Source organism: Stagnimonas sp. FW305-C-60, from assembly GCF_058782965.1.
This window is the reverse complement of the sequence record NZ_JBYSYF010000002.1, coordinates 597,999-620,180: the sequence shown is the minus strand read 5'-3', so window position 1 is coordinate 620,180 and position 22,182 is coordinate 597,999. Positions and strand designations below refer to the sequence as shown.

General features: G+C 69.7%; 21 protein-coding genes. 13 read left to right on the top strand and 8 right to left on the bottom strand.

Translation table 11 applies throughout. The features are described from left to right. On the top strand, positions 1–810 hold the full coding sequence (locus tag AC3WT6_RS09780) for a methyltransferase domain-containing protein (protein ID WP_492653387.1): 810 nt from the start codon (positions 1–3) through the stop codon (positions 808–810). On the opposite strand, the gene AC3WT6_RS09775 is transcribed toward AC3WT6_RS09780, so the two are convergent. Beyond that, entirely contained in the window at positions 807–1,847 is a 1,041-nt protein-coding gene (locus AC3WT6_RS09775) for a 1-aminocyclopropane-1-carboxylate deaminase/D-cysteine desulfhydrase (protein WP_492653386.1), read from the bottom strand. The two genes, AC3WT6_RS09780 and AC3WT6_RS09775, sit on opposite strands and share 4 nt — an antisense overlap. A gap of 145 nt (positions 1,848–1,992) precedes the next feature. Here AC3WT6_RS09775 and AC3WT6_RS09770 point away from each other — a divergent pair, with 145 nt between their 5' ends. The 6 genes from AC3WT6_RS09770 to AC3WT6_RS09745 all read left to right on the top strand — a co-directional run bounded on the left by AC3WT6_RS09770 (position 1,993) and on the right by AC3WT6_RS09745 (position 6,450). After that, entirely contained in the window at positions 1,993–2,391 is a 399-nt protein-coding gene (locus AC3WT6_RS09770; protein ID WP_492653385.1) for an MAPEG family protein, read from the top strand. Positions 2,392–2,397: 6 nt separating this feature from the next. Further along, entirely contained in the window at positions 2,398–3,003 is a 606-nt protein-coding gene (locus tag AC3WT6_RS09765; RefSeq protein ID WP_492653384.1) for a DUF938 domain-containing protein, read from the top strand. Then, positions 3,000–3,371, top strand: a complete 372-nt coding sequence (locus AC3WT6_RS09760) for a YchJ family protein (protein ID WP_492653383.1) — start codon at positions 3,000–3,002, stop codon at positions 3,369–3,371. Before AC3WT6_RS09765 ends, AC3WT6_RS09760 begins: the two co-directional genes overlap by 4 nt. Positions 3,372–3,426: 55 nt before the next feature. Continuing rightward, positions 3,427–3,852 (top strand): hypothetical protein, encoded by a 426-nt coding sequence (locus AC3WT6_RS09755; RefSeq protein ID WP_492653382.1) that lies wholly within the window; start codon positions 3,427–3,429, stop codon positions 3,850–3,852. Between the two features lie 5 nt (positions 3,853–3,857). Then, entirely contained in the window at positions 3,858–5,147 is a 1,290-nt protein-coding gene (locus AC3WT6_RS09750; RefSeq protein WP_492653381.1) for an Ig-like domain-containing domain, read from the top strand. Between the two features lie 106 nt (positions 5,148–5,253). Next, the gene (locus AC3WT6_RS09745; RefSeq protein ID WP_492653380.1) at positions 5,254–6,450 is read left to right on the top strand and encodes an MFS transporter; all 1,197 of its coding nucleotides are present in this window, start codon (positions 5,254–5,256) and stop codon (positions 6,448–6,450) included. Positions 6,451–6,533: 83 nt separating this feature from the next. Here AC3WT6_RS09745 and AC3WT6_RS09740 read toward each other — a convergent pair whose 3' ends face one another. Genes AC3WT6_RS09740 through AC3WT6_RS09730 form a run of 3 tightly spaced genes read right to left on the bottom strand, consistent with a single transcriptional unit; the run spans position 6,534 to position 9,717 of the window. Next, positions 6,534–7,865: a TolC family protein gene (locus AC3WT6_RS09740; RefSeq protein WP_492653379.1), complete on the bottom strand. Its 1,332-nt coding sequence runs from the start codon at positions 7,863–7,865 to the stop codon at positions 6,534–6,536. Beyond that, complete coding sequence (locus tag AC3WT6_RS09735) at positions 7,862–8,425, bottom strand: c-type heme family protein (RefSeq protein WP_492653378.1); 564 nt, start codon at positions 8,423–8,425, stop codon at positions 7,862–7,864. The genes AC3WT6_RS09740 and AC3WT6_RS09735 overlap by 4 nt, the downstream gene beginning before the upstream one ends. Next, positions 8,422–9,717, bottom strand: coding sequence for an NAD(P)/FAD-dependent oxidoreductase (locus AC3WT6_RS09730; RefSeq protein WP_492653377.1), 1,296 nt, complete (start codon positions 9,715–9,717; stop codon positions 8,422–8,424). Before AC3WT6_RS09730 ends, AC3WT6_RS09735 begins: the two co-directional genes overlap by 4 nt. Positions 9,718–9,827: 110 nt before the next feature. Between AC3WT6_RS09730 and AC3WT6_RS09725 the strand changes: the two genes are divergently transcribed. The 5 genes from AC3WT6_RS09725 (at position 9,828) to AC3WT6_RS09705 (ending at position 16,911) form a co-directional block, all read left to right on the top strand. Next, positions 9,828–10,184 carry an ArsR/SmtB family transcription factor gene (locus AC3WT6_RS09725; protein WP_492653376.1) on the top strand — a complete coding sequence of 119 codons (357 nt, stop codon included), beginning with the start codon at positions 9,828–9,830 and terminating at the stop codon, positions 10,182–10,184. Positions 10,185–10,196: 12 nt separating this feature from the next. Continuing rightward, complete coding sequence (locus AC3WT6_RS09720; RefSeq protein ID WP_492653375.1) at positions 10,197–10,454, top strand: YgaP family membrane protein; 258 nt, start codon at positions 10,197–10,199, stop codon at positions 10,452–10,454. A gap of 26 nt (positions 10,455–10,480) precedes the next feature. Next, positions 10,481–11,578, top strand: a complete 1,098-nt coding sequence (locus AC3WT6_RS09715; RefSeq protein WP_492653374.1) for an efflux RND transporter periplasmic adaptor subunit — start codon at positions 10,481–10,483, stop codon at positions 11,576–11,578. Further along, the gene (locus tag AC3WT6_RS09710) at positions 11,575–14,814 is read left to right on the top strand and encodes an efflux RND transporter permease subunit (protein WP_492653373.1); all 3,240 of its coding nucleotides are present in this window, start codon (positions 11,575–11,577) and stop codon (positions 14,812–14,814) included. Before AC3WT6_RS09715 ends, AC3WT6_RS09710 begins: the two co-directional genes overlap by 4 nt. A gap of 105 nt (positions 14,815–14,919) precedes the next feature. Next, positions 14,920–16,911 (top strand): alpha/beta fold hydrolase, encoded by a 1,992-nt coding sequence (locus AC3WT6_RS09705; RefSeq protein ID WP_492653372.1) that lies wholly within the window; start codon positions 14,920–14,922, stop codon positions 16,909–16,911. 3 nt (positions 16,912–16,914) lie between these two features. On the opposite strand, the gene rsgA is transcribed toward AC3WT6_RS09705, so the two are convergent. Together rsgA and AC3WT6_RS09695 are read right to left on the bottom strand one after the other, a co-directional pair. Next, entirely contained in the window at positions 16,915–17,931 is a 1,017-nt protein-coding gene (gene rsgA, locus AC3WT6_RS09700) for a ribosome small subunit-dependent GTPase A (RefSeq protein WP_492653371.1), read from the bottom strand. Beyond that, positions 17,895–18,278 carry a DoxX family protein gene (locus tag AC3WT6_RS09695; RefSeq protein ID WP_492653370.1) on the bottom strand — a complete coding sequence of 128 codons (384 nt, stop codon included), beginning with the start codon at positions 18,276–18,278 and terminating at the stop codon, positions 17,895–17,897. The genes rsgA and AC3WT6_RS09695 overlap by 37 nt, the downstream gene beginning before the upstream one ends. A gap of 68 nt (positions 18,279–18,346) precedes the next feature. On the opposite strand from AC3WT6_RS09695, the gene AC3WT6_RS09690 reads away from it, so the two are divergent. Continuing rightward, positions 18,347–18,571, top strand: coding sequence for a hypothetical protein (locus AC3WT6_RS09690; protein WP_492653369.1), 225 nt, complete (start codon positions 18,347–18,349; stop codon positions 18,569–18,571). Here AC3WT6_RS09690 and abc-f read toward each other — a convergent pair. Next, a complete protein-coding gene (gene abc-f / locus AC3WT6_RS09685) occupies positions 18,568–20,490 on the bottom strand; it encodes a ribosomal protection-like ABC-F family protein (RefSeq protein WP_492653368.1) in 1,923 nt (640 codons plus the stop codon). The two genes, AC3WT6_RS09690 and abc-f, sit on opposite strands and share 4 nt — an antisense overlap. 106 nt (positions 20,491–20,596) lie before the next feature. Further along, the gene (locus tag AC3WT6_RS09680; protein WP_492653367.1) at positions 20,597–22,039 is read right to left on the bottom strand and encodes an OmpA family protein; all 1,443 of its coding nucleotides are present in this window, start codon (positions 22,037–22,039) and stop codon (positions 20,597–20,599) included. Positions 22,040–22,182 lie beyond the last annotated feature (143 nt).

Below are 22,182 nucleotides of genomic sequence, written 5' to 3'. Positions count from 1 at the left end.
TTGCGCAGCCCCGAAGCCTCCGTCGAACTGCCGGCGCTGACGCCGGCACAGTGGCTGCGTTCGCAGGCACTGGCGCTGCGCTTCGCGCTGTCACGTCGCCTGCGCTGGCGACGGCCCGGCTATGTCGAGACCGCCGCCGGGGAGCTCTCCGGTTTGGAGTCCGCCGTCGCTGCCCGCATCGAGCAACTGCGCGCGCGCTATGGCTGCTGCTACGAGCTGCGCTATCACCGCCTACACAGCCTGGAGAACTACCTCTACCTTGATCTACTCGACCGCCTGCGTGCGGCGGTCGGCGTCGGCTGGCCCGAGGGGGGCGATTGGCTGGATGTCGGCAGCAAGCACTTCTGGTACGCGCCGGTGCTGCGGGCCAGCCTGCGGCCAGCGAGTCTGGTCGGCGTCGAGATCGAGGGCTATCGCATCTACGCCGATGGCCACAGCCGCCACGACTATGCGCAGTACTACCTGGCAGAGCTGCCACACGTCCGCTACCTGGTGCAGGACGTCATGGACTGGCGGCAGCCGGTCGACGGCATCAGTTGCTTCTATCCCTTCCTGCTTCCCGGTACGGTACTGGCCTGGGGACTGCCGGTGACGGTGCTGCGGCCGCGCGCGCTGTTCGCGCATCTGGCTGACTGCCTGCGTCCCGGCGGTCATCTGCTGATGGTCAATCAGGGCCTGGACGAGGCCACTCGGGCGCAGGCCCTGGCCGAGGCCGCCGGCCTGCGCCGCTGCCATGCGCTGACCGTGACGCAGGCCCTGTTGCCCCGGCCGGCGCCGCCGGTGCTATCGCTGTTCGTGAAGCCGGCTTAGGGACCGGCGCGCAGCAGATAGTCGCCCAGGCGCTCCGGCGGCAGGGGAGGCACCCCTGGCGGAAGCCGCTCGGCATTGAAGGTGTGCCAGTACAGGCTGGGGCCGGGCAGGCCAAGGGCAAGGTCGGCGTAGTAGCCGGCCAGGGCCTTGCCGCTGTAGGCGCTGTCGCTGCGCGCGCCGCTGGCGTTCTGGAAGGCCTGCATGGCAGCGCTGGTCGCGGCGGTGGGCACGGCGTAGTCCTGGCCATAGAACTCGGTGCGGATCTCCACCGGCGCGGCGCGCGCCGGAATCGCAGGGTCGTACCGGCGCAGCAGTGCCTGGGTCTGGGCGATCAGGCGATCCAGCTTGGCGCGCGAGGCGAACTGCTCGCTCACCACCTGCACCGCCACCACCCGGCTGCGCAGGCCGGCCAGCGCCAGGCCGATGGCGAGGCCGGCGACCGTGCCCATGCTGCTGAAGGCGACGGTAATGCGCTCCGGCTCTGGGCAGAGCCCGGCCTCGATCTGTTCGCGCAGCTCGTAGGCGGCGTTGACGAAGCCCAGCGCGCCCAGTGGCGTCGAGCCGCCCGGCGGCATCCAGTAGGGCCAGCGCCCCTGCGTCGCCAGCCGGCGCAGGCTGCGCGCCAGCGCCTGGCTCACCAGCGCGGCGCTGCTGTGCCCCAGGGCCAGCTCGGCGCCGGCGGCCGCGCAGGTGGCGAGGTTGTCGGCCACATAGGGCGCGTCCGCCTGCGGCAGCAGCAGGCCGATGGTATCCAGGCCCAGACGGCGCCCATGCCAGGCGGTGGCGGCGACGAAGTTGGAGCCGCTGTAGCCGAAGGCGAGCAGGCAGCGTCGGCGCTGCGCCTGGGCCTCGCCCAGCAGCAAGTCGAGCTTGCGGATCTTGTTGCCGCCGAACTCGGCATTGCTGAGGTCGTCGCGCTTGATCCAGGCGCCGTCGGAGCCGGGCAGGGCCTGCACCGGTGTCGCCTCATGAAAAATGCCGGCGCGCGGCAGGACAGCGAGTCGAGGGTGAGCGTCGAACAGCGGATAGGCGGACATGGGAGAGGGCGGGCTGGCTCGCCTAGGATGTTCACCGCTGGCCGCCGCCAAAGCCAGCAAGGCCGGCGGCGACGTGCTGAAATGCCGCAATCCGCAATCCGCAATCCGCAATCCGCAATCCGCAATCCGCAATCCGGAGCCTCCCATGCTGCTCGTCACCCCGCTCTACGCCGGCCTCCTGGCCCTCTGGTTCTTCGCGCTCAGCCTGCGGGTGGTGCAGCAACGCGGTCATGGCGTGAGCCTGGGCGATGGCGGCGACACCGAGTTGCTGCGCCGCATCCGTGGCCACGGCAATTTTGCCGAGTACGTGCCGCTGATCCTGCTGCTGATGGCCTTTCTGGAGCTGGGCAAGTTCTCGACCCTGCTGCTGCACGCCCTGGGCCTGACGCTGCTGCTGGCGCGACTGCTGCACGGGGTGGCGTTGTCGTTCACCGCGAGCTGGAAGTTCGGTCGCTTCTACGGAGCTCTGCTGACCTTCCTGCTGCTGCTGGTCACCGGCGGCTTGTGCGTCTATCAGGGCTTGTCCGGCCTGCGCCTGCAGTAGCGCGATATGCAGTTCGAGAGGCCTTACTCGGCGGCCAGCGAGCGCAATCGCGAGCCGATTCTGGCGGTGCTGCGCGAGCACTTCGCCGACCGTCGCCAGGTGCTGGAGATCGGCAGCGGCAGCGGCCAGCATGCGGTGCACTTCGCGGCGGCGCTGCCGAGCCTGCAATGGCAGTGCTCGGACCGCGCCGAGGCCCTGCCTGGCATGCGGCTCTGGCTGGACGAGGCGGCGCTGGCCAATACACCAGCGCCACTGGTTCTCGATGTCGCGCAGGCCGATTGGCCTGCCGGCCCCTATGACGCGCTGTACAGCGCCAACACCCTGCACATCATGAGTTGGCAAGCAGTGCAGGCCCTGTTTGCCCGACTGCCGGCGCTCACCGCGCCCGGAGCCAAGCTGGCGGTCTACGGCCCTTTCAACTACGGCGGTGCCTACACCGCGCCCAGCAATGCCGAGTTCGATGCCTGGCTGAAGGCCCGTGATCCGCGCAGCGGCATCCGCGACTTCGAGGCGGTGGACGCGCTGGCGCGCGAGGCGGGGTTCGCCCTGCTGGCCGACGTGGCGATGCCGGCCAATAACCGCTGCCTGATCTGGCAGCGCGCGCCGGCATGAGCGTGCTCTGCCCCTGCGGCAGCGGCCGCGCCTACGCGGACTGCTGCCAACCCCTGCACGAAGGCGCGCCGGCGGCCAGCGCCGAGGCGCTGATGCGCTCGCGCTATTCCGCCCACGCCCTGGGCCTGCGCGACTATCTGCTGAGCAGTTGGCATCCCTCCAAGCGGCCCGCCCAGTACGCGCTGGAGACCGGCGTCAAATGGCTGGGCCTGAGCGTCAAGCAGCATCTGCAAACCGACGAAGAGCACGCGGTGGTCGAGTTCGTCGCGCGCTACCGCGAGGGCGGGGGCTCGGCGCAGCGCCTGCAGGAGCGCAGCCGCTTTGTGCGTGAGCAGGGGCATTGGTACTACCTCGATGGCGAGTACTGACTCGCCATCGGAGTTCGTCATCAGGACGAAACGGCGCGCCGGCAGACTGCCGGCCATGAGTCTGAAGTCGCTCAAACCCTTGCCGCCGGCGCTGGCGGTACTGCTGCTCGCGGCCTGCGGTGCCGGAGACGGCGGTTCGTCGGCGCCCGCGGCTCCAACTCTGCAACTGCAGGCGCTGCCCACCGAAGTCGCCGAAGGCGGCAGCACCGTGCTGAGCTGGAGCGCCACCGATGCCGAAACCTGCCTCGCCAGCGGCGACTGGAGCGGCAGCCGCCTGATCGCCGGCAGCGAGTCGCTGACTCCGCCGCTGGGCCTCAGCCACTACCAACTGCGCTGCAGCGGCGCCGGCGGCAGCGTCGAGGCCGCCGTCGAGGTGCGGGTGACGCCGGCGCCGCTGGCGCTGGAGCCGGCCGAGGCCGAGCTGGCGCGCGTCCAGGCGCTGGAAGCCGGCTGCTGCCAGAACCAGGAAACCGCCCCATGAAACCGATGCGTCCACTGCTTGCGGCGCTGCTCGCCCTGGCCTCGTTCGGGGCGCAGGCCGCCGGCATGGCCACCCACGCGGCGATGGCCGACTTCGGCCGCGACGCGCTGGACGACGGCCCGCTGAAATCCATCCTCACCGCCCACCGGCCGGCATTGCTGGCCGGCGCCATCCATCCCGATGGCGGCTATGGCAGCGGCGCCGCGTTTCCGGAAGACCGCGAGATGGCCGAGCGCGCGCACTGGGGCGATTTCAGCATCCAGTTCATGGCCTATCTGCGCGAGACCGGTTGCAGCGGCGAGGTGAAGGCGGCGCTGGTCAAGCGTCCGGCCATCGGCCTCATCGATCTCGCCGCGCTCAGCGACCGCTGCGGCCACCTGATCGCCTACGCCTTCGGCAACGCCGCCCACGGCCTCACCGACGAGACCTGGGACGCGCAGTTCGAACCCGAGGTGCGCCGGCGTGGCGAGGACCCCAATCCGGCGGTGTTTCTCGCGCAACTGCCGCTGAGCCTGCCCGGCCCGCTGAAGGACGCGCTGACGCAGTTGTTCGGCGCCACGCCGATGAACGCCATCGAATACGCGATGGACATCGTCAACATCGCCGAGCGCAAGCTGGTGCTGGACGCGCCGACCCTGGTGTTCCCGCCCAGCAGCGATCTGGTCGCGGTATTCGCCCGCAACCGGCCCGAGCAGGGCGTGACGGTAGCGATGGTGGAACGGGCGCAGGTGGTGTCGCGCGCCGCCGTGCAGGCGGAGAGCCTGGCGGCGCTGGTGGAGCAGGTGCGGGTGCGCCGGCAGATGCCCTGGGCCGCCGCCAACTACTACACCGCGCCGGGCGGCGTGGTGCAGAGCGGCTACGCGGTGGCGGGCATGTACCGCCAGCTCTGGGATCTGCTCACCGGTGACCCGGCGCAGCCGCTGGCGCCCACCGTGGTCGGCAGCTACCCCGGCCACGGCGCGCTCGACGTGCAACTGGACCCGGCCCACGACGGCTGGACCCAGCACCGCTGGCTGCACGTGTTCTTCAGCACCAGCATGGATGCCGCCAGCCTCGAACAGCCGGGCGCGATCTGCCTGTTCGATCCCGACGGCCGGCGGGTCGGCGGCGTGGTCGAGCCGGGCAGTTGGTCGCGCGACTACGCGCACGCGGTCAAGTTCCGGCTCGCCGAGGCGCTCAAACCCAATGCCCGCTACACGGCGGTGGTCACCCCCAAGGTCAAGGACTATCGCGGTCTCGCGCTGGAGCGGCCTTACAGCTTCAGCTTCACCACCGCCCGGAGCAGCGCGCAGTAGGCCCCGGCGGGGCTGGGCGTATCCTGTCCGCCCTTTCGTCGCCCAGCACCTTCATGCCGTCGCCGCGTCTGCCCGCGCCTGAGCCGTCCTCACAACTGGCACTACCGTGGCCGCGCTGAGCCTGGAGCGTCGCGCCACCCTGGCCCTGGGTAGCGCGCAGTTGCTGGCCTGGGCCTCCAGCTACTACCTGCTGGCGATCCTGGCGGTGCCGATGGCGCGGCAGTTTGGTCTCGCCAACGTCTGGGTCTATGCGATGTTCTCGGCGGCGCTGGTAGTGGCGGCGGCGCTGGGGCCAGTGGTTGGCCGCTGGGTCGATCAGCGCGGCGGCCGGCGGGTGCTGATGGCCTCCAACGGGGTGTTCGCCGCCGCGCACCTGCTGCTGGCGACCGCGCAGCATCCGGCGCAACTGCTGCTCGGCTGGCTGCTGATCGGCGCGGCCATGCCCATGGGCCTCTACGACGCCGCCTTCGCCACCCTGGTGCGGCTGTTCGGCAGCGCGGCGCGACCGCGCATCGTCGGCGTCACCCTGATCGCCGGCTTCGCCAGCTCGGTGAGCTGGCCGCTGACCGCCTTCGTCGAGCAGGCCGCCGGCTGGCGCTGGGCCTGCGTGCTCTGGGCGGCCCTGCATCTCACCGTCGGCCTGGGCATCCACGCCCGGCTGATTCCACGCGACGAGCAGCGGCCGCCGCAAGCGGCGCCGGCGCCGCTGGCCGGCGAGGGCGCCGCCGCGCCGCTGCATGGACCCTCGCGCGGCGTGCTCTGGCTGCTGGCGACGGTGTTCGCGGTCAGCGGCTTCACCTTTGCGGCGCTAGCCGCGCATCTGCCGCGGGTGCTGGAAGCCTCGGGGGCGAGCAAGACCGCGGCGGTGTTCGCCGCCTCCCTGGTCGGCATCAGCCAGGTGGCCGGGCGGGTTATGGAGGTCGGCGTGTTCAGCCGCTGGCACCCGCTCTATTCGGCGCGCATCGCCCTGGTGCTGCATCCGCTGGGCGTGCTGCTGCTGACCCTGGCGGGCGCGCCGGCGGCGGTGCTGTTCACCGCCCTGCACGGCGCCGGTGTCGGGCTGATGACCATCGTCAAGGGCACGCTGCCGCTGGCCTTGTTCGGCGCCCAGGGTTTCGGTCAGCGCGCCGGCTGGCTGGAAGCGCCCTCGCGGGTGGTGCAGGCGGTGACGCCGGTGCTGTTCGGCCTGCTGCTGGAGCGCTTGGGCGAGCACGCGCTGTGGATCACCGGCATCGGCATGTTCGCCTCCTTCCTGGCGCTGCTGCGCCTGCGCCGCAGTCAGGCCGGCGGTGCCGGCGGCTGAGCTGGGCGTGGGCTTGGCTCCTTCCCCCGCGAGCGGGGGAAGGCCGGGATGGGGGTGTTCCCAGGGTGTTTCTAGGAAGGCTCCTAGGGCGCGGTGGTCGCGGCGCTGATGTTCAAGGCCTGGATGTAGTCCTCGACCTTGGTCCCCAGCAGCAGTTGCGCCATCGACCAGGCCGATACCGCCTGCTCCTGCGCCTGGCTGCGCCGGGCCTCGGCGTCGAGCAGGTCGCGCTGCTGGCGCAGGTAGTCTTCCAGCGAGGCCATGCCCACCTTCTGCAGGGCCGACTGCACCCGCACCACTTCCTCGCGGGCCGCTACCTCCTGATCCAGCGCCTGCACGTCGGCGCGCGCCGAGCGGTAGGCGGCGGCAAGTGCCTGCAGATCGCGGGCGGCGCCACGGACGGCGGCCTGCTGGTTCTGGCTGGCGGCGCGCGCCTGCGCCTCGGCGGCACTGGCGCGCCGGTGGGCCGCCGGGTCCAGCGGCAGGCTCAGTTTCGCGCCCAGGCTCCAAGTGTCCGGACTGTGGCCGCCGCCATCGAACTGGAAGTAGTCGGCATCGGCCTGCAAGCGTGGCCACAGCGCCCGGTTGGCGGCGCGCGCGCGTTCGCTGGCGGCCTCGGCCTCGGCGCTGCTCAGCGCGGCGGGCAGCGAGTTCTGCACTTCGCCGGCGCTCCAGGCCGGGATCGCGATGTCGGCGCTCTGCGGTCGCAGGCTGCGGCCGCTGGCTTCGGCGAGCGCGGCCTCGGCGCTCGCCAGCGCGCCGGCCAGGCGCTCCTGGTCGGACTGCAGGCGCGCCAGCTCGGCCTCGGCGAGCCGCTGCTCGGCGTTGGAGGACTGCTCGCTCAGGACCTGCTGGCGCACCCGCTGCACGGTTTCCCCAACGCGCTGCTGCTGCACCGCCAGCACCTCGCCCTGGCGCCGCAGCGCTTGCAGGCGCACATAGGCGCCGGTGGTGTCGTGCAATTTCAGCAACTGCACCTGGCGTTCGGCGAGCCGCGCCGCCTCCAGCTCGGAGGCGCTGGCGCGACGGCTGGCGGCGAGCGCGCCGCTGAGGTCGATGGGCAGGCTGTAGTAGGCGCCGTAGCGGCGCTGGTCGCGCGCGAATGGCGGGTTGGCCAGGGCGCTGGGCGAGAGCGTGCCGATGAAGCGCGCGTCTTCGTAACGGCTGGCTTCGGCGGCCAGGCCGCCGGCGCCGAGGTACTGGCTGCGCGCGGCGGCGAGCTGTTCGCTGGCGGCCAGCACCCGCTCGGCGGCGGCGCTGGCGGCGGGGTGGCCGAGGCTGTCGCGCAGCAGCGCTTCCAGCTCGCCGGCCTGGGCCGAGAGGCTGAACAGCGCTGCGCCGGCGGCCAGCAGCCAGGCGCGATGGCGGGCGTAGGGCAGGGTGATGGTCATGGCGGTGGGGCGGGTCGGTTTCATGAGCGGGGCTCGGATGGAGCGGGCCAGTCGATCTGGAAGGCGCCACGCAGCTCGCCCAGCGCATAGCCGGTGGCCTGGTCGTCCGGATAGTGCCGAGCCAGGGCCGCGCGCACCTCCGGTGAAAGCGCCTTGCCGTGGCAGCCCAGGCAGGGCGGCTGGATCAGGATGGCGCGGCTGTAGCGGGCGCTGCCGTCGGCGGCGACTTCAAAGTGCTCGGGTGGCGCGCTCGCGCCGGCGGCCAGCTGGCGCTGGAAGTCCGCCAGCAAAGCCTGGGCGCGGGCATCGGCGGCATTGGCGGGCTGGCGTGGACGCAGGCTGGTGCGGCTGACCCGGGCGCCGGTCTCGGCGCTGAGCAGTGCCGCCACCCGGGGTGCCTCGGCCTGGCAGAACTCGATGGCCCGGGCCGGGCCGCCCTCGGCCAGCGCCTGGCCCAGCTTGCCGCCCAGGGTCTGCTGGAAGCGGCCGGCGATCTCCCGCGACCGCGACTGGCGCGGGTCTTCGGTCGCGGTAGCCGGCAGTGTCAGCAGCAGGCCCAGGGCCAGTGCGGCGAATCGCCTCACGGCTGCTGCTCGCGATGCTCGCCCGACTTCAGCCGCAGGATGCCCAGCGCCTTGAGCACGTACTTCTCGTACACCGGCTCGGTGTTGCCGCTCTTCATCTTGCTCATGAAGTACTTCTCGAAAGCGATCTTCGCCAGATGCACCCATTTGCCTTGCTTGGCCCAGGTGATGTTGCGCGGCGGAATCTGCGGCAGCGCCACGAAAGCCACGCCGCTGTCGCCGAGATCGGCCAGGCAGATCGCATTCCAGGTCGCCTTGTGGCTGGGCGCCTTGCCGGCGATGTCGTCGGCAATGTTGTGGACGATGGCGGTGACCATCGACTCGATCATGTAACCGGTCTTGGGCGCGCCGGTGGGCACCGGTGTGGCCTCCACCGGCGGGATCGCCACGCAGACGCCGGCCGAATAGATGTTCTTGTAGGTGGGGTTGCGCTGGTATTCGTCGATCAGCACGAAGCCGCGCGGATTGCACAGCTCCTTGACCGCCGCCACCGCCGGCACGCCCTTGAAGGCGGGAATGAACATGGTGAAGCGCGAAGGCAGCTCGTGCTCCTTCAGCAACTGGCCCTGGTCGTTGTGCTCGGCGACCTTGACGCCGTCGGCGCGCGCTTCCAGCAGCTTGGCGTTGGTGATCCACTTGATGTGGCGCTGGCGCAGCTCGGATTCCAACAGGCCCTTGGAGTCGCCGACACCACCCAGGCCCATGTGGCCGATGTAGGGCTCGCTGGTGACGAAGGTCATCGGCACGCGGTCGCGCAGCTTGCGCTTGCGCAGGTCGGCATCGACGATCATCGCGAACTCGTAGGCCGGCCCGAAGCAGCTCGCGCCCTGCGCGGCGCCGATTACCACCGGGCCAGGGTTCTTCAGGAACTCCTCGTAGGCCTTGCCGGCGTGCTCGGCGTGCGGTGTGGTGCAGATGCTCTGGGTATGGGCCTCGGGACCGGTGCCGGGAATCTCCTCGAAGGCGAGCTTGGGGCCGGTGGCGATCACCAGGTAGTCGTAGTTCAGAACCTGGCCGTCGGCGAGGCTGAGGCGGTTGTCCTTGGGTTCGAGCTGGGTGACTGCCTGGGCGATGAAGCGGATGCCCTTCTTCTCGACGTTCGGGCGGATCGGCACCAGTACCTGCTCGGGCTGCCGCCAGCCGACCGCCACCCAGGGATTGCTGGGGGTGAACTGGAAGTGATCGGAAGTGCCGATCAGGGTGACTTCGTGGCCCTTGCCCAGGGTTTTCTTCAGGTCATAGGCGGCGGGCATGCCGCCGATCCCGGCGCCGATTACGACGATGTGTGCCATGGCTTACTCCTCCATTGGGCCGCCTCGCGGACGGCGGGTGCTTGCAAAAGCTGGTCGACTCCGCAATATTAGTAACGTCTTATTTAGAAACTTGCAATATTCATACGCCCATGGTCGCAGTCGCTTCTCCCAAGCCGGACCCCACCCTGCCCTTGGCCGAGGGGATGGCGGTGCACGCGCAGTCTGCTTCCGACCTCCTGAAGGCCCTGGCCAATCCGCATCGCCTGCAGATTCTCTGTCTGCTGGGTGACGAGGAGTGGTCGGTGGGCGCCATCAACGAGTGCATACGGCTGTCGCAGTCGGCCCTGTCGCAGCACCTCGCGGTGCTCAGGGCGGATCGCCTGGTGGAGACCCGCCGCGAGGCGCAAACCATCTACTACCGGGTCGCGCCCGGCCCGGCGCTGGACGTGATCCACGCCCTGCACAAGCACTTCTGCGGCTACGAAGGCAAGTCCAACCCGTCCTGATAGGAGTACCCCATGAGCACGACCTCTTCCGTTTCCCAGACCACCGGCGCCAGCGTCGACCAGTGGGTGTTCCGCATCGCCGGCCTGTTCGTGCTGGCCTCGCTGGCGCTGTCGCAACTGCACAGCCCCAACTGGCTGTGGTTCACCGCCTTCGTCGGCGCCAACATGTTCCAGGCCTCGTTCACCGGCTTCTGTCCGCTGGCGAAGATCCTCGACAAGCTCGGCGTGCGCGCCGGCGCCGCCTTCTGTCCCAGCGCCGCTCGGCGCTGAAGCACCAGGACCCGGGAGAGTCCGTAATGAACCGCCACCTAAGCCACGCGCCCCTGCTAGCCCTGATCCTGCTGGCCGCCTGTTCCGAGCCGCCGCCGCCAGCGGCCAGCGCCGCCGCGGTCGCCCCGCTGGCGAGCCTCACGGTGAGCGCTGGCGAGGTGCCGCGCGAGATGCTGTTCGACGGCACGGTGGAGGCGGTGAAGCAGTCCACCGTTGCCGCGCAGACCAGCGGCCGGGTGGTGGAGCTGCCCTACGACGTGGGTGACTTCGTCGAGAAGGATGCGGTGATCGTGCGCATCACGCCCACCGAACAGCGGGCGCGCAAGGGTGCCGCCGAAGCCGGGCTCAGCGGTGCGCGCTCGCGTCTGGCCGAGGCGCAGCTGGCCTTTAACCGCACCAAGGACGTCTACGACCAGAAGCTGATCGCCAAGTCGCAGTTCGACGCCGCCGCCACCAACCTCGCCGCCGCCCAGGCGGCGGTGCGCGCCGCCGAGGCGGGCCTGACCGAGGCCGGCGAAGGCCTGGGCTACACGGCCATCCGCGCGCCCTATGCCGGCATCGTGCTGTCGCGGCTGGTGCAGATCGGCGAGACGGTGACGCCGGGCAAGCCGCTGATGACCGGCGTCTCGCTGGACCAGTTGCGGGTGGTGGTGGACATCCCCCAGCAGCACATCGCGCCGCTGCGCAAGCACGGCAAGGCGCGGCTGCTGCTCGCCGACGGCCGCTCGCTGGAGGCCAGCGAGCTGCGCATCCCGCCCAGCGCCGACGCCGCCACTCATAGTTTCCGGGTGCTGCTCAGCCTGCCGGCGGAGACTTCCACGCCCGAGCTGGCGGTGGCGCCCGGCACGCTGGTGAAGGTGGCCTTCGTCAGCGGCAGCGCCTCGCGGTTGATGCTGCCGGCCAGCGCGCTGGTGCAGCGTGGCGAGCTGACCGCCGCCTATGTGCTGGGCGAGCAGGGCCGCATTGAGCTGCGCTACCTGCGGCTAGGTACGCCGGCCGCCGATGGCCGCCTGCCGGTGCTGGCCGGTCTCGCGCCGGGTGAGAAGCTGGCGCTGGACCCGGTGGCGGCCGGCATCGCCTACCGTCAGCAGGGTCTGCCCACGACCACGGAGGCCGCGAAATGAGCGGCGCCGGCGAACCCCGCCTGGGACTCTCCGGGCGTATCGCGCGCAACTTCCTCACCACCGAGATCACGCCGCTGCTGGCGCTCACTGCGCTGCTGCTGGGTCTGTTCGCGGTGCTGGCAACGCCGCGCGAGGAAGAACCGCAGATCAACGTCACCTTCGCCAATGTCTTCATCCCCTACCCGGGCGCCTCGGCCAAGGAGGTCGAGTCGCTGGTGACCACGCCGGCCGAGCAGGTGGTGTCGGAGCTGGAGGGCGTCGAGCACATCTATTCGATGTCGATGCCGGGCATGGCGGCGCTGACCGTGCGCTTCGAGGTGGGCCAGTCGCGCACCGATGCGGTGCTGCGTCTTTACAACGCCTTCTACTCCAACATGGACTGGCGCCCGGCCACGGCCGGCGTCGGCATGCCGCTGATCAAGCCCAAGGGCATCGACGATGTGCCCATCGTCTCGCTGGCCCTGTGGAGCAAGAACCCCGAGTTGAGCGGTGCCGATCTGCTGCGTGTCGCCAATGGCGTGGCCACCGAGTTGCAGCGAGTGCCCGGCACCCGCGATGTCGAGGTGCTGGGCGGCCCGGACCGCGTGGTGCAGGTGCTGCTCGACCCGCAGCGGCTGGCCGGTTACGGCCTGAGCCTGGACGATCTGCGTCGCGCCTTGGTCAGCGCCAATGTCTCTCAGGACGCCGGTGCGCTGGTCGATGGCAACCGCGAGATTCTGGTGCAGGCCGGGCGTTTCCTGAGTCGGCCGGAAGAAGTTGCCGAACTGGTGGTGGGCGTCAGCAAGGGCGCGCCGGTGTTTCTGCGCGAGGTCGCCGAGGTGCGTCTCGGCGCCGATCAGCCGGAGCGCTATGTCAGCTTCGCCGCCGGCCCGGCCGCCGAGTCCAAGGGCTTGAGCCCCAGCGGCAGCTATCCGGCGATCAGCATCGCGATTTCCAAGAAGCCGGGCGAGAACGCGGTGGATGTCGCCGCAGGGGTGATCGCACGCCTGGAGCAACTGCGCGGCTATCAGCTCCCCGACCAGGTGCAGGCCACCGTCACCCGCAACTACGGCGAGACCGCGCAGGACAAGGCACAGACCCTGATCAAGAAGCTGATCTTCGCGACCCTGTCGGTGGTGGTGCTGGTGCTGTTCGCGCTCGGTCGCCGCGAGGCCTTGGTGGTGGGCGCGGCGGTGGTGGTGACCCTGGCCGCGACCCTGTTCGCCTCCTGGGCCTGGGGCTTCACGCTCAACCGGGTGTCGCTGTTCGCGCTGATCTTCTCCATCGGCATTCTGGTGGACGACGCCATCGTGGTGGTGGAGAACATCCACCGGCACATGCAACTGGGCGGCAAGTCGCTCACCGAGGCGATTCCTGCCGCAGTGGACGAGGTCGGCGGCCCGACCATCCTCGCCACCTTCACGGTGATCGCGGCGCTGTTGCCGATGGCTTTCGTCAGCGGTCTGATGGGGCCCTACATGCGGCCGATCCCGATCAATGCCTCCACCGGCATGCTGATCTCGCTGCTGGTGGCCTTCGTGTTCACGCCCTGGCTGTACCGCCGGTTGTTCCTGAAACAGGACGCCGCGCATGCCCATGCCGCTGCCCATGGCGGTGAGGAGGAGGAAGTCGGCCTGCAGCGCTTCTTCCGGCGGGTGATGACACCCTTTCTGCAGCGCGAGGAAGGCGGCCGCAACCGCTGGCGCCTGCTCTACACCCTGCTGGCGCTGATCGGCATTTCCTTCGCCCTGGTCGCGACCCGGGCGGTGGTGATGAAGATGCTGCCCTTCGACAACAAGAGCGAGTTCCAGGTGCTGGTGGACCTGCCCGAGGGCACGCCGCTGGAGCAAACCCAGCGCGTATTGCAGGCCCTGGCCGCGCAGGTGGAAACCATCCCCGAGGTCAGCGACTACCAGCTCTACGCCGGCACTTCGGCGCCGATCAATTTCAACGGCCTGGTGCGGCAGTACTACCTACGCCAGCAGCCCTACCAGGGCGACATCCAGGTGAACCTGCTGGAGAAGCACCACCGGGATCGCAAGTCGCACGAGATCGCCAGCGCCGCCCGCGCGTCGCTGGTGGAGATCGGCCGCCGCTACGGTGCCAGCGTGAAGATCGTCGAGGTGCCGCCGGGGCCGCCGGTGTTGGCGCCGCTGGTGGCCGAGGTCTACGGGCCGGATGGCGCCGGCCAGGCTGAGGTCGCGCGGCAGTTGCGCCGGGTGTTCGAGCAGACGCCGGACGTGGTCGATGTCGACGACAGCCTGGAGGCGCCGCAGGACAAATGGCTGGTCGAGGTGGACCGCGTCCGCGCGGCGCGCCTGGGCCTCTCGCAGCAGGCGGTAGCGGCGACGGTGGCCGCGGCGCTGCGCGGCGAGGACATGTCCACGCTGCACGATCCGCAGGCCAAGTTCCAGCTGCCGATCCGGGTCGAGCTCAAGCCGGGCGACAAGGCCGACGTCGAGGTGCTCAAGGGCCTGCGCCTGCGCTCGGAGTCGGGCGCGTTGGTGCCGCTGTCTGAGGTGGCGAGCTTCCGGCCGGCGCAGCGCGAGCAGACCATCCATCACAAGGATCTGCTGCCGCTGGTCTACGTCACCGGCGATGTCTCCGGCGCCACCGACAGCCCGCTGTACGGCCTGGCGGCCATCTCCAGCACCCTCAAGCAGACCGCCATCGAAGGCGCGCCGCTGCGCCAGTACCTCATCAGCCAGCCGCCGGTGCCCTATGAGTGGAGCCTGAAGTGGGACGGCGAGTGGCAGATCACCTACGAGACCTTCCGCGACATGGGCCTGGCCTATTCGGTGGGTCTGGTGCTGATCTATCTCTTGGTGGTGGCGCAGTTCAAGTCCTACAGCCTGCCGCTGATCATCATGGCGCCGATCCCGCTGACGGTGATCGGCATCCTGCCGGGGCATGCGCTGCTGGGGCAGCAGTTCACCGCGCCGTCGATGATCGGCATGATCGCGCTGGCCGGCATCATCGTCCGCAATTCGATCTTGCTGGTGGACTTCATCCAGCACGAGCTGGCGGCCGGCAAGCCCTTGCAGGAGGCGACCATCAGCGCCGCGGCGGTGCGCGCGCGGCCGATTGCCCTGACCGCGGCGGCGGCGATGATGGGCGGCTTCTTCATCATCGACGACCCGATCTTCGGTGGCCTGGCGGTATCGCTGATCTTCGGCCTGTTCGTGTCCACGGCGATGACGCTGCTGGTGATCCCGGTGGTCTACTACCACTACCAGTGGCGCAAGGCGGTGCGCTGAAACCGATGGCGGCGCCAGTCCGGTAGGAAAACCGTACTGACGCCGCCGCCAGCCGGCGAACTGGCCTGCTTGCTGCTTCCCCGTAGCCGAATCGACGGGGGACACATGGACGGTGCAGGGCGGCTGGGATGGCGGTTGGGGTCGGCGCTGGTCGCGCTGGCGTTGCTGGTGGCCTGCGGTGCGGCCAACGAGTCGGCACCTTTAGCCACCGGTGCGCCGGTGGAGATCAAATGCGAACAGCCGCTGCCGGCCGAGGCGCGCCAGCTGCACATTACCGTGCCGGTGGCGCAGGACGGCGATCCGCTCTGGGGCCCGGCGCCGACCTCCGAGCTGTACTTCACCGCGCTGCTGCCGGAGCGCTGCCCCGGCGAGAGCTTTCCCGCCATCGTCCAGAGCCACGGGCTCGGCGGCTCGCGCATCACCGCGCTGGCCGCCGACAAAACGCTCTATCCCGAACACGCCGGCCTCGATGCCATCGACGAGCTGGCGGCGGCGCTGCCTTACTACGACTACGTGGTGCTGAGCGTCGATCAGCGTGGCCACGGCGAGAGCCAGCCGCAGAACGGCGGCGGCTGGGCGCGGGTCAATGATCCGCGCTACGAGGTACAGGATATGCGCGCCCTGCTCGACTGGGCCTGGGAACACGCCGGCGAGTTGCAGATTCAGCGCGAGGAGCACAGCGGCATCGCCCGCGATCTCAAGGTCGGCACCCTGGGCTACAGCTACGGCGGCGGCTACCAGTTGGCGTTGGCGGCGCTGGACGAACGCGTCGACGCCCTGGTGCCGGCCGCCACCTGGCACAACCTGTTCTACAGCCTGCTGGTGGACGGCGTCAGCAAGCAGTCCTGGGTGCAGACACTGTGCCTGTTCATCACCATCCCCTCCGATGGCGCCATGATCGGCGCCATCGACACGCCGCTGATGCGCACGCTCTGCAACAACGCCGCGATCCGCGATCCGCTCGCCTTCCAGATCCGCACCCTCGACGATCTGCTGGCGACGGTGGCGCGCGACACTCAGCAGCCGCGGCCGGTGGCGGAGGCGGAGCTGATGGAGTTCTTCGAGACCCACAGCCCCTCCTATCTGCGCAAGCAGGAGCGCGCCGGCCAGCCCTGGGGTTTCGGCGAGAGCCGGGCGCGGATGCGGCCGGTGCCGACGCTGTTGATCCAGGGTAATCGCGACGGTCTGTTCAACCTCACCGACGCGTACTGGAACCTGCGCTACCTGCGCGAGGCCGGCGCCGATGCGCGCCTGCTGACCATGGGCAGCGGCCATCTCAGTCCGGCGCTGGGGCAAGTAGACGGCAGCGCCAACTGCGGCGCGCTCAAGGGCGTGCAGGCCATCCTCGGCTGGTTTGACGACAAGCTAAAGGGGCGGGCGCCAGCGCCGGCCGACGAACTGCCACCGGTCTGCCTGTCGGTGCAGGCCACGCCCGGCGCGCCGGCCAGCGCCGAACTGGCGGTGGAACTGCCCAGCCTGCCAATCGGCAACCCGGCTGGTGCGGGAACCTTGCCGGTGCGTGCCGACAAGATCGAGATCAGCCTCGCCGCCACCGATGGCCTGCCGCGCTTCGTGCCGCTGGCGACGGTGCCGGGGCCGGGCTATGTGCTGGGTGGCATCCCCAGCATCGGCCGTTCGACGGTGACGCCGGGCGCGCTGGCGGCGCACCAGGCCATCGCGATCTTCGGCGTCGGCGTGAAGCGGGCGGGACGGACCTTCCTGGTCGATGACCAGGTGACCGCCTTGCTGGAAGGCAGTGCCAGCAGCAACCGCTTCGTCGAGGAGGGCGATCCCATCCTGATGCCGGGCATCGGCGAGGTGCTGGAGGCGGGCGACGAGATCGGGCTCTTGTTCTACGAGCAGCACCCGCAGTACGCGGTGGTGCCCTCGCTGACGGTGCTCACCACGCTGCTGCCGGTGGCGACACTCAGCTACATCGCTGGCCGGCCCTTCCCCAACATCACCAGTGAGCTGCTGACGCCGCTGGCCGGGGTGCTGAGCAATCCCAATCCCTATACGGCGGTGCTGGAAGACGTGCGGCTGCCGGTGTTCCAGCCCGGCGTCTATCCCGGCAGCCGGCTCACCGGCTTGCAGTAGTCGCTAGCTGCGGCCGCGACGGAACCTGGCCGGCTTGGCTTCCAGGCTGGCGCGGTAGGCGGCGAGACGCTCGGCGCTGAGTTCACGGGTCACCGCGCAACCGGGTTCGCGCTGGTGCCGGCAGTCGTTGAAACGGCACTGTGCCGCCAGCCGGCGCACGTCGGAGAAATCGTCCTCCACTTGCGCCTGTTCGCGGTTGAGCTTGAGTTCGCGCAGGCCGGGGGTATCGATCAGGCAGGCGCCGCCCGGTAGCCGGCGCAGGAAGCGCGCGGTGGTGGTGTGGCGGCCGAGATCGTCCTGCACCTGGGTGCTGCCGGTGCGCTGCGCCTCGCGGCCCAGCAGCTGGTTCATCAGCGTCGACTTGCCGACGCCCGAGGAGCCCAGCAGCACCAGGGTCTGGCCCGGCGCCAGATAGGGCGCCAGCAGGGCGGGCGCCTCCGGGCTGCGGGCATCGAGCGCATGCACCGGCGTGCCGGCACCGACCAGGGCTTCGATCTCGGCACGCAGTGCCGGCAGGTTCTCGGCGCGGTCGCTCTTGGTCAGCACCACCACCGGCCGCACCTGGGCGGCGACCGCCAGCAGCCGGTAGCGCTCCAATCGCTCGGGCTTGTAGTCGCCATCCAGGCCCATCACCAGCAGGGCGGTATCGACATTCGCCACCAGCCGCTGGCGGCGGCCGTCCTCGCGGCTGCGTTCCAGCAGATTGCGCCGCGGGATCAGTTGCGTGAGCCAGCCGCCCTCGTCCTGGTAGCGCGCCCAGTCGCCGACGGCGAGGCCCTCGTCGAGTTCGGTCAGCGTCTTGTGCAGCGCCGGATGCGTGCGCGCGCTGAACTCCCGCTGGCCGTCATCGACGCGGTACTCGCTGCGGTGCTGCTCGATGATGCGCACCGGCCGGCCGGGCATGGCGGGCAAGGCCGCCAGGGCCTGCTCCCAGGCGGCGTTCCAGCCCAGGCCGGCGAGGGCGTGGTCGGGGCCGGACGACATCAGGCTGGCCCGGCCGGCGAGGGACGGCTGCTCCACCAGGTCAGGTAGAGCAGTCCGACTTGCAGCAGCAGCCGCAGCGTCAGCGCCCATTCCGGCATCTCCGGAAACAGCTCCGGGTGCAGCCACATGTGGATATTGGCCAGCGAGACGCCGCAGATCAGCGCCAGCAGGGCGTAGCCGGCCCCGGAGCGCAGGCGGGCCGAGAGCAGGCTGAAGGCCAGCAGCAGTTCGGCGACGCCGCTGAGCCAGACCACGGCGCGCGGGTAGGGGATGTAGGGCGGCACGATGTGCACGAAGAAATCGGTGGCAAGGAAATGGCCGACCCCGCCGAACAGGAAAAACAGGAAGACCACGGTCAGGCCCATCTTTTTGCCGTTGCTCATCGGTGCTGGGTTCTTGGAATCGCTGGGGATTGTAGGCTGTGCGCCGGTTCCGAAACCCGCAGCACGCCATGCCTGACCGCCGCGATCCGCCGATTCCGCCGTGGAAGAAGCCGACTCCGAAATCCTCGAAGCCGGTGAGCAAGCTGAGTCCCCTGGCGCGCGCCGCGGCCGAAGCCCGTGCGAAGGCGGCCGGTCGTCGTTATCCCAATCTGGTCGACAATCTCTGGGCGGCTCGGCAGACCTTCGAGGAGGCGGGATCTGCGGACTTTCCGCCCGATCCCCTCGAGTTCTAGCCCTCGCTCAGCTCCAGCCACTGTTCCTCGGCCGTGGCCAGCTCGGCGCGTGCGGCGGCCTGGCGCTGTTGCAGCTTGGTGGCTTCGGCGCGCTTGGCGGCGTCGTAGATGCCGGGGTCGGCCAACTGTTCGTCGAGCTTCTTCAACTCGGCGGTGAGCTTGGCGATCTGCTTGTCGAGCGCGCGCAGGCTCTCGCGGTTGGCCTTGTTGTCGGCCTTGCTGACACTGGGCTTGGCGGTTTCGACCACCACAGTGGCAGCCACCGGCGTGGGCGCGGCATTGGCCGCGGCGGTCTTGCGCGCGGCCGACTCGCCGCGCTGCGCCTTGCGGCGCTCGTCGCGCAGCCAGGCGGCGTAGTCGTCGAGATCGCCGTCGAAGGGCGCGCAGCTGCCATCCGCCACCCGCCAGAGCGTGTCGCAGACGTTCTGCACCAGATGCCGGTCGTGGCTGACCAGCACCACCGCGCCCGGGTAGTCGTTGATCGCCATCTCCAGCGCCTGGCGCATTTCCAGGTCGAGATGGTTGGTCGGCTCATCGAGTAACAACAAGTTCGGCCGCTGGTAGACCACCAGGGCCAGCGCCAGCCGCGCCTTCTCGCCGCCGGAGAAGGGCGCGATGGGCTCCATCTGCCGCTCGCCGTGGAAGGCGAACTGGCCCAGGTAGTCGCGCAGGCTCTGTTCGCTGGCCTTGGGATCGAGCCGGCGCAGGTGCAGAAAGCCGCTGGCTTGAGGGTCGAGCTGCTCCAGCTGGTGCTGGGCGTAGTAGCCGACCTTGAGATCGGGTGAGCGCACGATCTCGCCACCGAGAAAGGGCATCGCTCCCGCCAGGCTCTTCATCAGCGTCGACTTGCCGACGCCGTTGGCACCCAGCAGGGCCACCCGCTCGCCCGGCTGCAGCGAGAGCTTGAGCTTGGTCAGCAGCGGCTTGCCGGTGTAGCCGGCCTGGCCGTTGGTGATGTGGATCAGCGGGCTCGGCACCTTTTCCGGCTTGCGGAAGCTGAAGTCGAACTCGTTTTCGGCCAGTACCGGCGCCACCAGCTCCATGCGTTCCAGGGCCTTGATGCGGCTCTGCGCCTGCCGCGCCTTGCTGGCGTGGGTCTTGAAGCGGTTGATGAAGCTCTGCAAGTGCGCGACGCGCTGCTGCTGCTTCTCGTGGGTCATCGCCTGCTGGCTCAGGCGCTCGGCGCGCTGGCGCTCGAACTGCGAGTAGCCGCCGACGTAGAGGGTCGCGCTCTCGCGTTCCAGATGCAGGGTGTGGGTGCAGACGGCGTCAAGGAAGTCGCGGTCGTGCGAGATCAGAAGCAGCGTGCCGGGGAACACCATCAGCTCTTCCTGCAGCCAGAGCGAGGCGTCCATGTCGAGATGGTTGGTGGGCTCGTCGAGCAGCAGCAGGTCGGAGCGGCGCAGCAGCGCGCGCGCCAGGTTCAGGCGCATGCGCCAGCCGCCGGAAAAGCTCGCCACCGGGTTGTCCTGCTTGCTGGGCACGAAGCCCAGGCCATGCAGCAGCTGGGCGGCGCGGGCCTTGGCGGCATAGCCGTCGATCATCGCCAGCCGGTCGTGGGCCTTGACCAGATTGTCGATGTCGGCGTCGGTGGGATGCAGCTCGATGCGCTGCTCCAAGTCGGCGATGCGCTTTTCCAGCTGACGCAGCTCGACGTCGCCGTCGAGCGCGTACTCGATGGCGGGCTGGTCCAGCGCCGGCGTGTCCTGCGAGACATTGGCGACCACCAGGTTCTTCGACAGGTCGATGCTGCCACCGTCCGGCATCAGCTCGCGGCGGATGGCGGCGAACAGGGTGGACTTGCCGACGCCGTTCTTGCCGATCACGCCCACCCTCTGGCCGGAGTGGATGGTGACCGAGACATTTTCCAGCAGCGTGCGGGCGCTGCGGCGCAGGGTGAGGTTCTGGAGGGCGAGCATGAGGGCGCGGATTGTACGCGCAGGCGGTGATGGCGGTGCCGCGGGCCAGACTCCCGGCCAAGAAAAAGCCCGCCAAGGGCGGGCTTTATTCTTGTCGCAGCGCGGTTTACTGCACCGGCTGGGCGTCCATCACTTCCGGTGCCGGCTCGCCTTCCACCGGGGTGGGCTCGCCCTCAACCGGGGCGGCCTCCTCGATCGGCGCGGCTTCCGTCGGTGCGGCCTCTTCGGTCGGGGTCGCTGCTTCCACTGGAGCGGCTTCCTCCACCGGCGCGGCTTCTTCGGCCGGAGCGGCGGCTTCCACCGGCGCTTCGGCGGCCGGGGCGGCGGCACCACCCTCGGTCACCTTCAGTTCGACGCGGCGGTTCAGCTCGCGGCCTTCGGCGGTGGCGTTGTCGGCCACCGGGCTGCCTTCGCCATAGCCCTTGACGGTCAGGCGCGAACCATCGACGCCGCGCGCCAGCAGGTACTGACGCACCGCTTCGGCGCGGTTGTCGGAGAGCTTGAGGTTGTAGCTGTCGGAGCCTTCCGAGCTGGTGTGGCCGCCGATTTCCACATGCAGGGCCTGGGCGGCCAGCAGGGAGTCGGCGACGCCGTCGAGGATGGTCTTGGCGTTGGCGGTGAGCTTGGCGGAATCGAGCTCGAAGTTGACGCCGCGCAGCACCACGGTGTCGCCGGTCTTGCAGCCGTTGAGGTCGATGGCCTCACCGGGGCCAGGGGCCTCGCAGGGGCTGCTGGGCTCGGCGATCGGGGCGGCTTCCAGCGGGCAGCCGGATTCGTTGACGGCGGTGCCGGCCGGGGTGTCGGGGCACTGGTCGAGTTCGTCGGTGACACCGTCACCGTCGGAGTCGGCGCCGCTGTCGACGATGGCGACCGGCTCGGTGGTTTCGGCCGGCGCTTCGGCCGGGGCGGCGGCAGCCGCGCCCAGGGGCAGCAGCAGGCCGACCGAGGCCACACCTTCATAGAAGGACTTGTCGGCGGTGCTGGCATCGTCGCCAGCCTGCTCGCGGCCGTGGGCGTCGATGCGGTACTTCACCTCGGTACGCAGGGCGGCACCGGGGAACAGGCCGCCGAGATCGCCCAGCGACAGCAGGTAGCCGAGGCCGATGTCGAACAGGGTGGTGCCGTAGTCGGTGATGACGCCGGGGTGGTCCTTGATCTGGCCGCGCTGCAGATTGATCGGGACGTAGAGGTCGGGCAGGGAGGTGAGCGGGAACACCATGGCGCCGATGCCGACGCTGGTGATCGAGGCCGAGCTGCCGCCGTTCTTGGCGTCGGCGGTCAGATAGCCGGCGGTCAGTTCCAGATTGAGACCGGAAGTGAGGCTCTTGCCGATGGCGAGCTGGCCGCCCAGGCCGTCGTCGGTGCCGCGCGCATCGGCCGCCTTCAGATAGCTGAACATCGGCGACACATACAGGTGCTGGCCGAGCCGGGCCTTGACGCTGCTGCCGCTACTGTCGTCGCTACTGGCGTATTCCTCGTCCTGAGCGTGCGTGGGGAAGGAAAGCACCAGCGCGGCGATCAAGCCGAGCGTGCCAAGGCGGTAGTTCATAGGCGTCCCTTTCATGCGGTCCGGGGTTTGTTGTTGGAATCGTTGAAATTTACGGTGACCATGAAGGCCCGCCGTCTCCATTGCTTTTGTAACACTCCGGTGCGGCTCGCACAACCTGCATGGTGAGCTTACAGGCCGGCGTC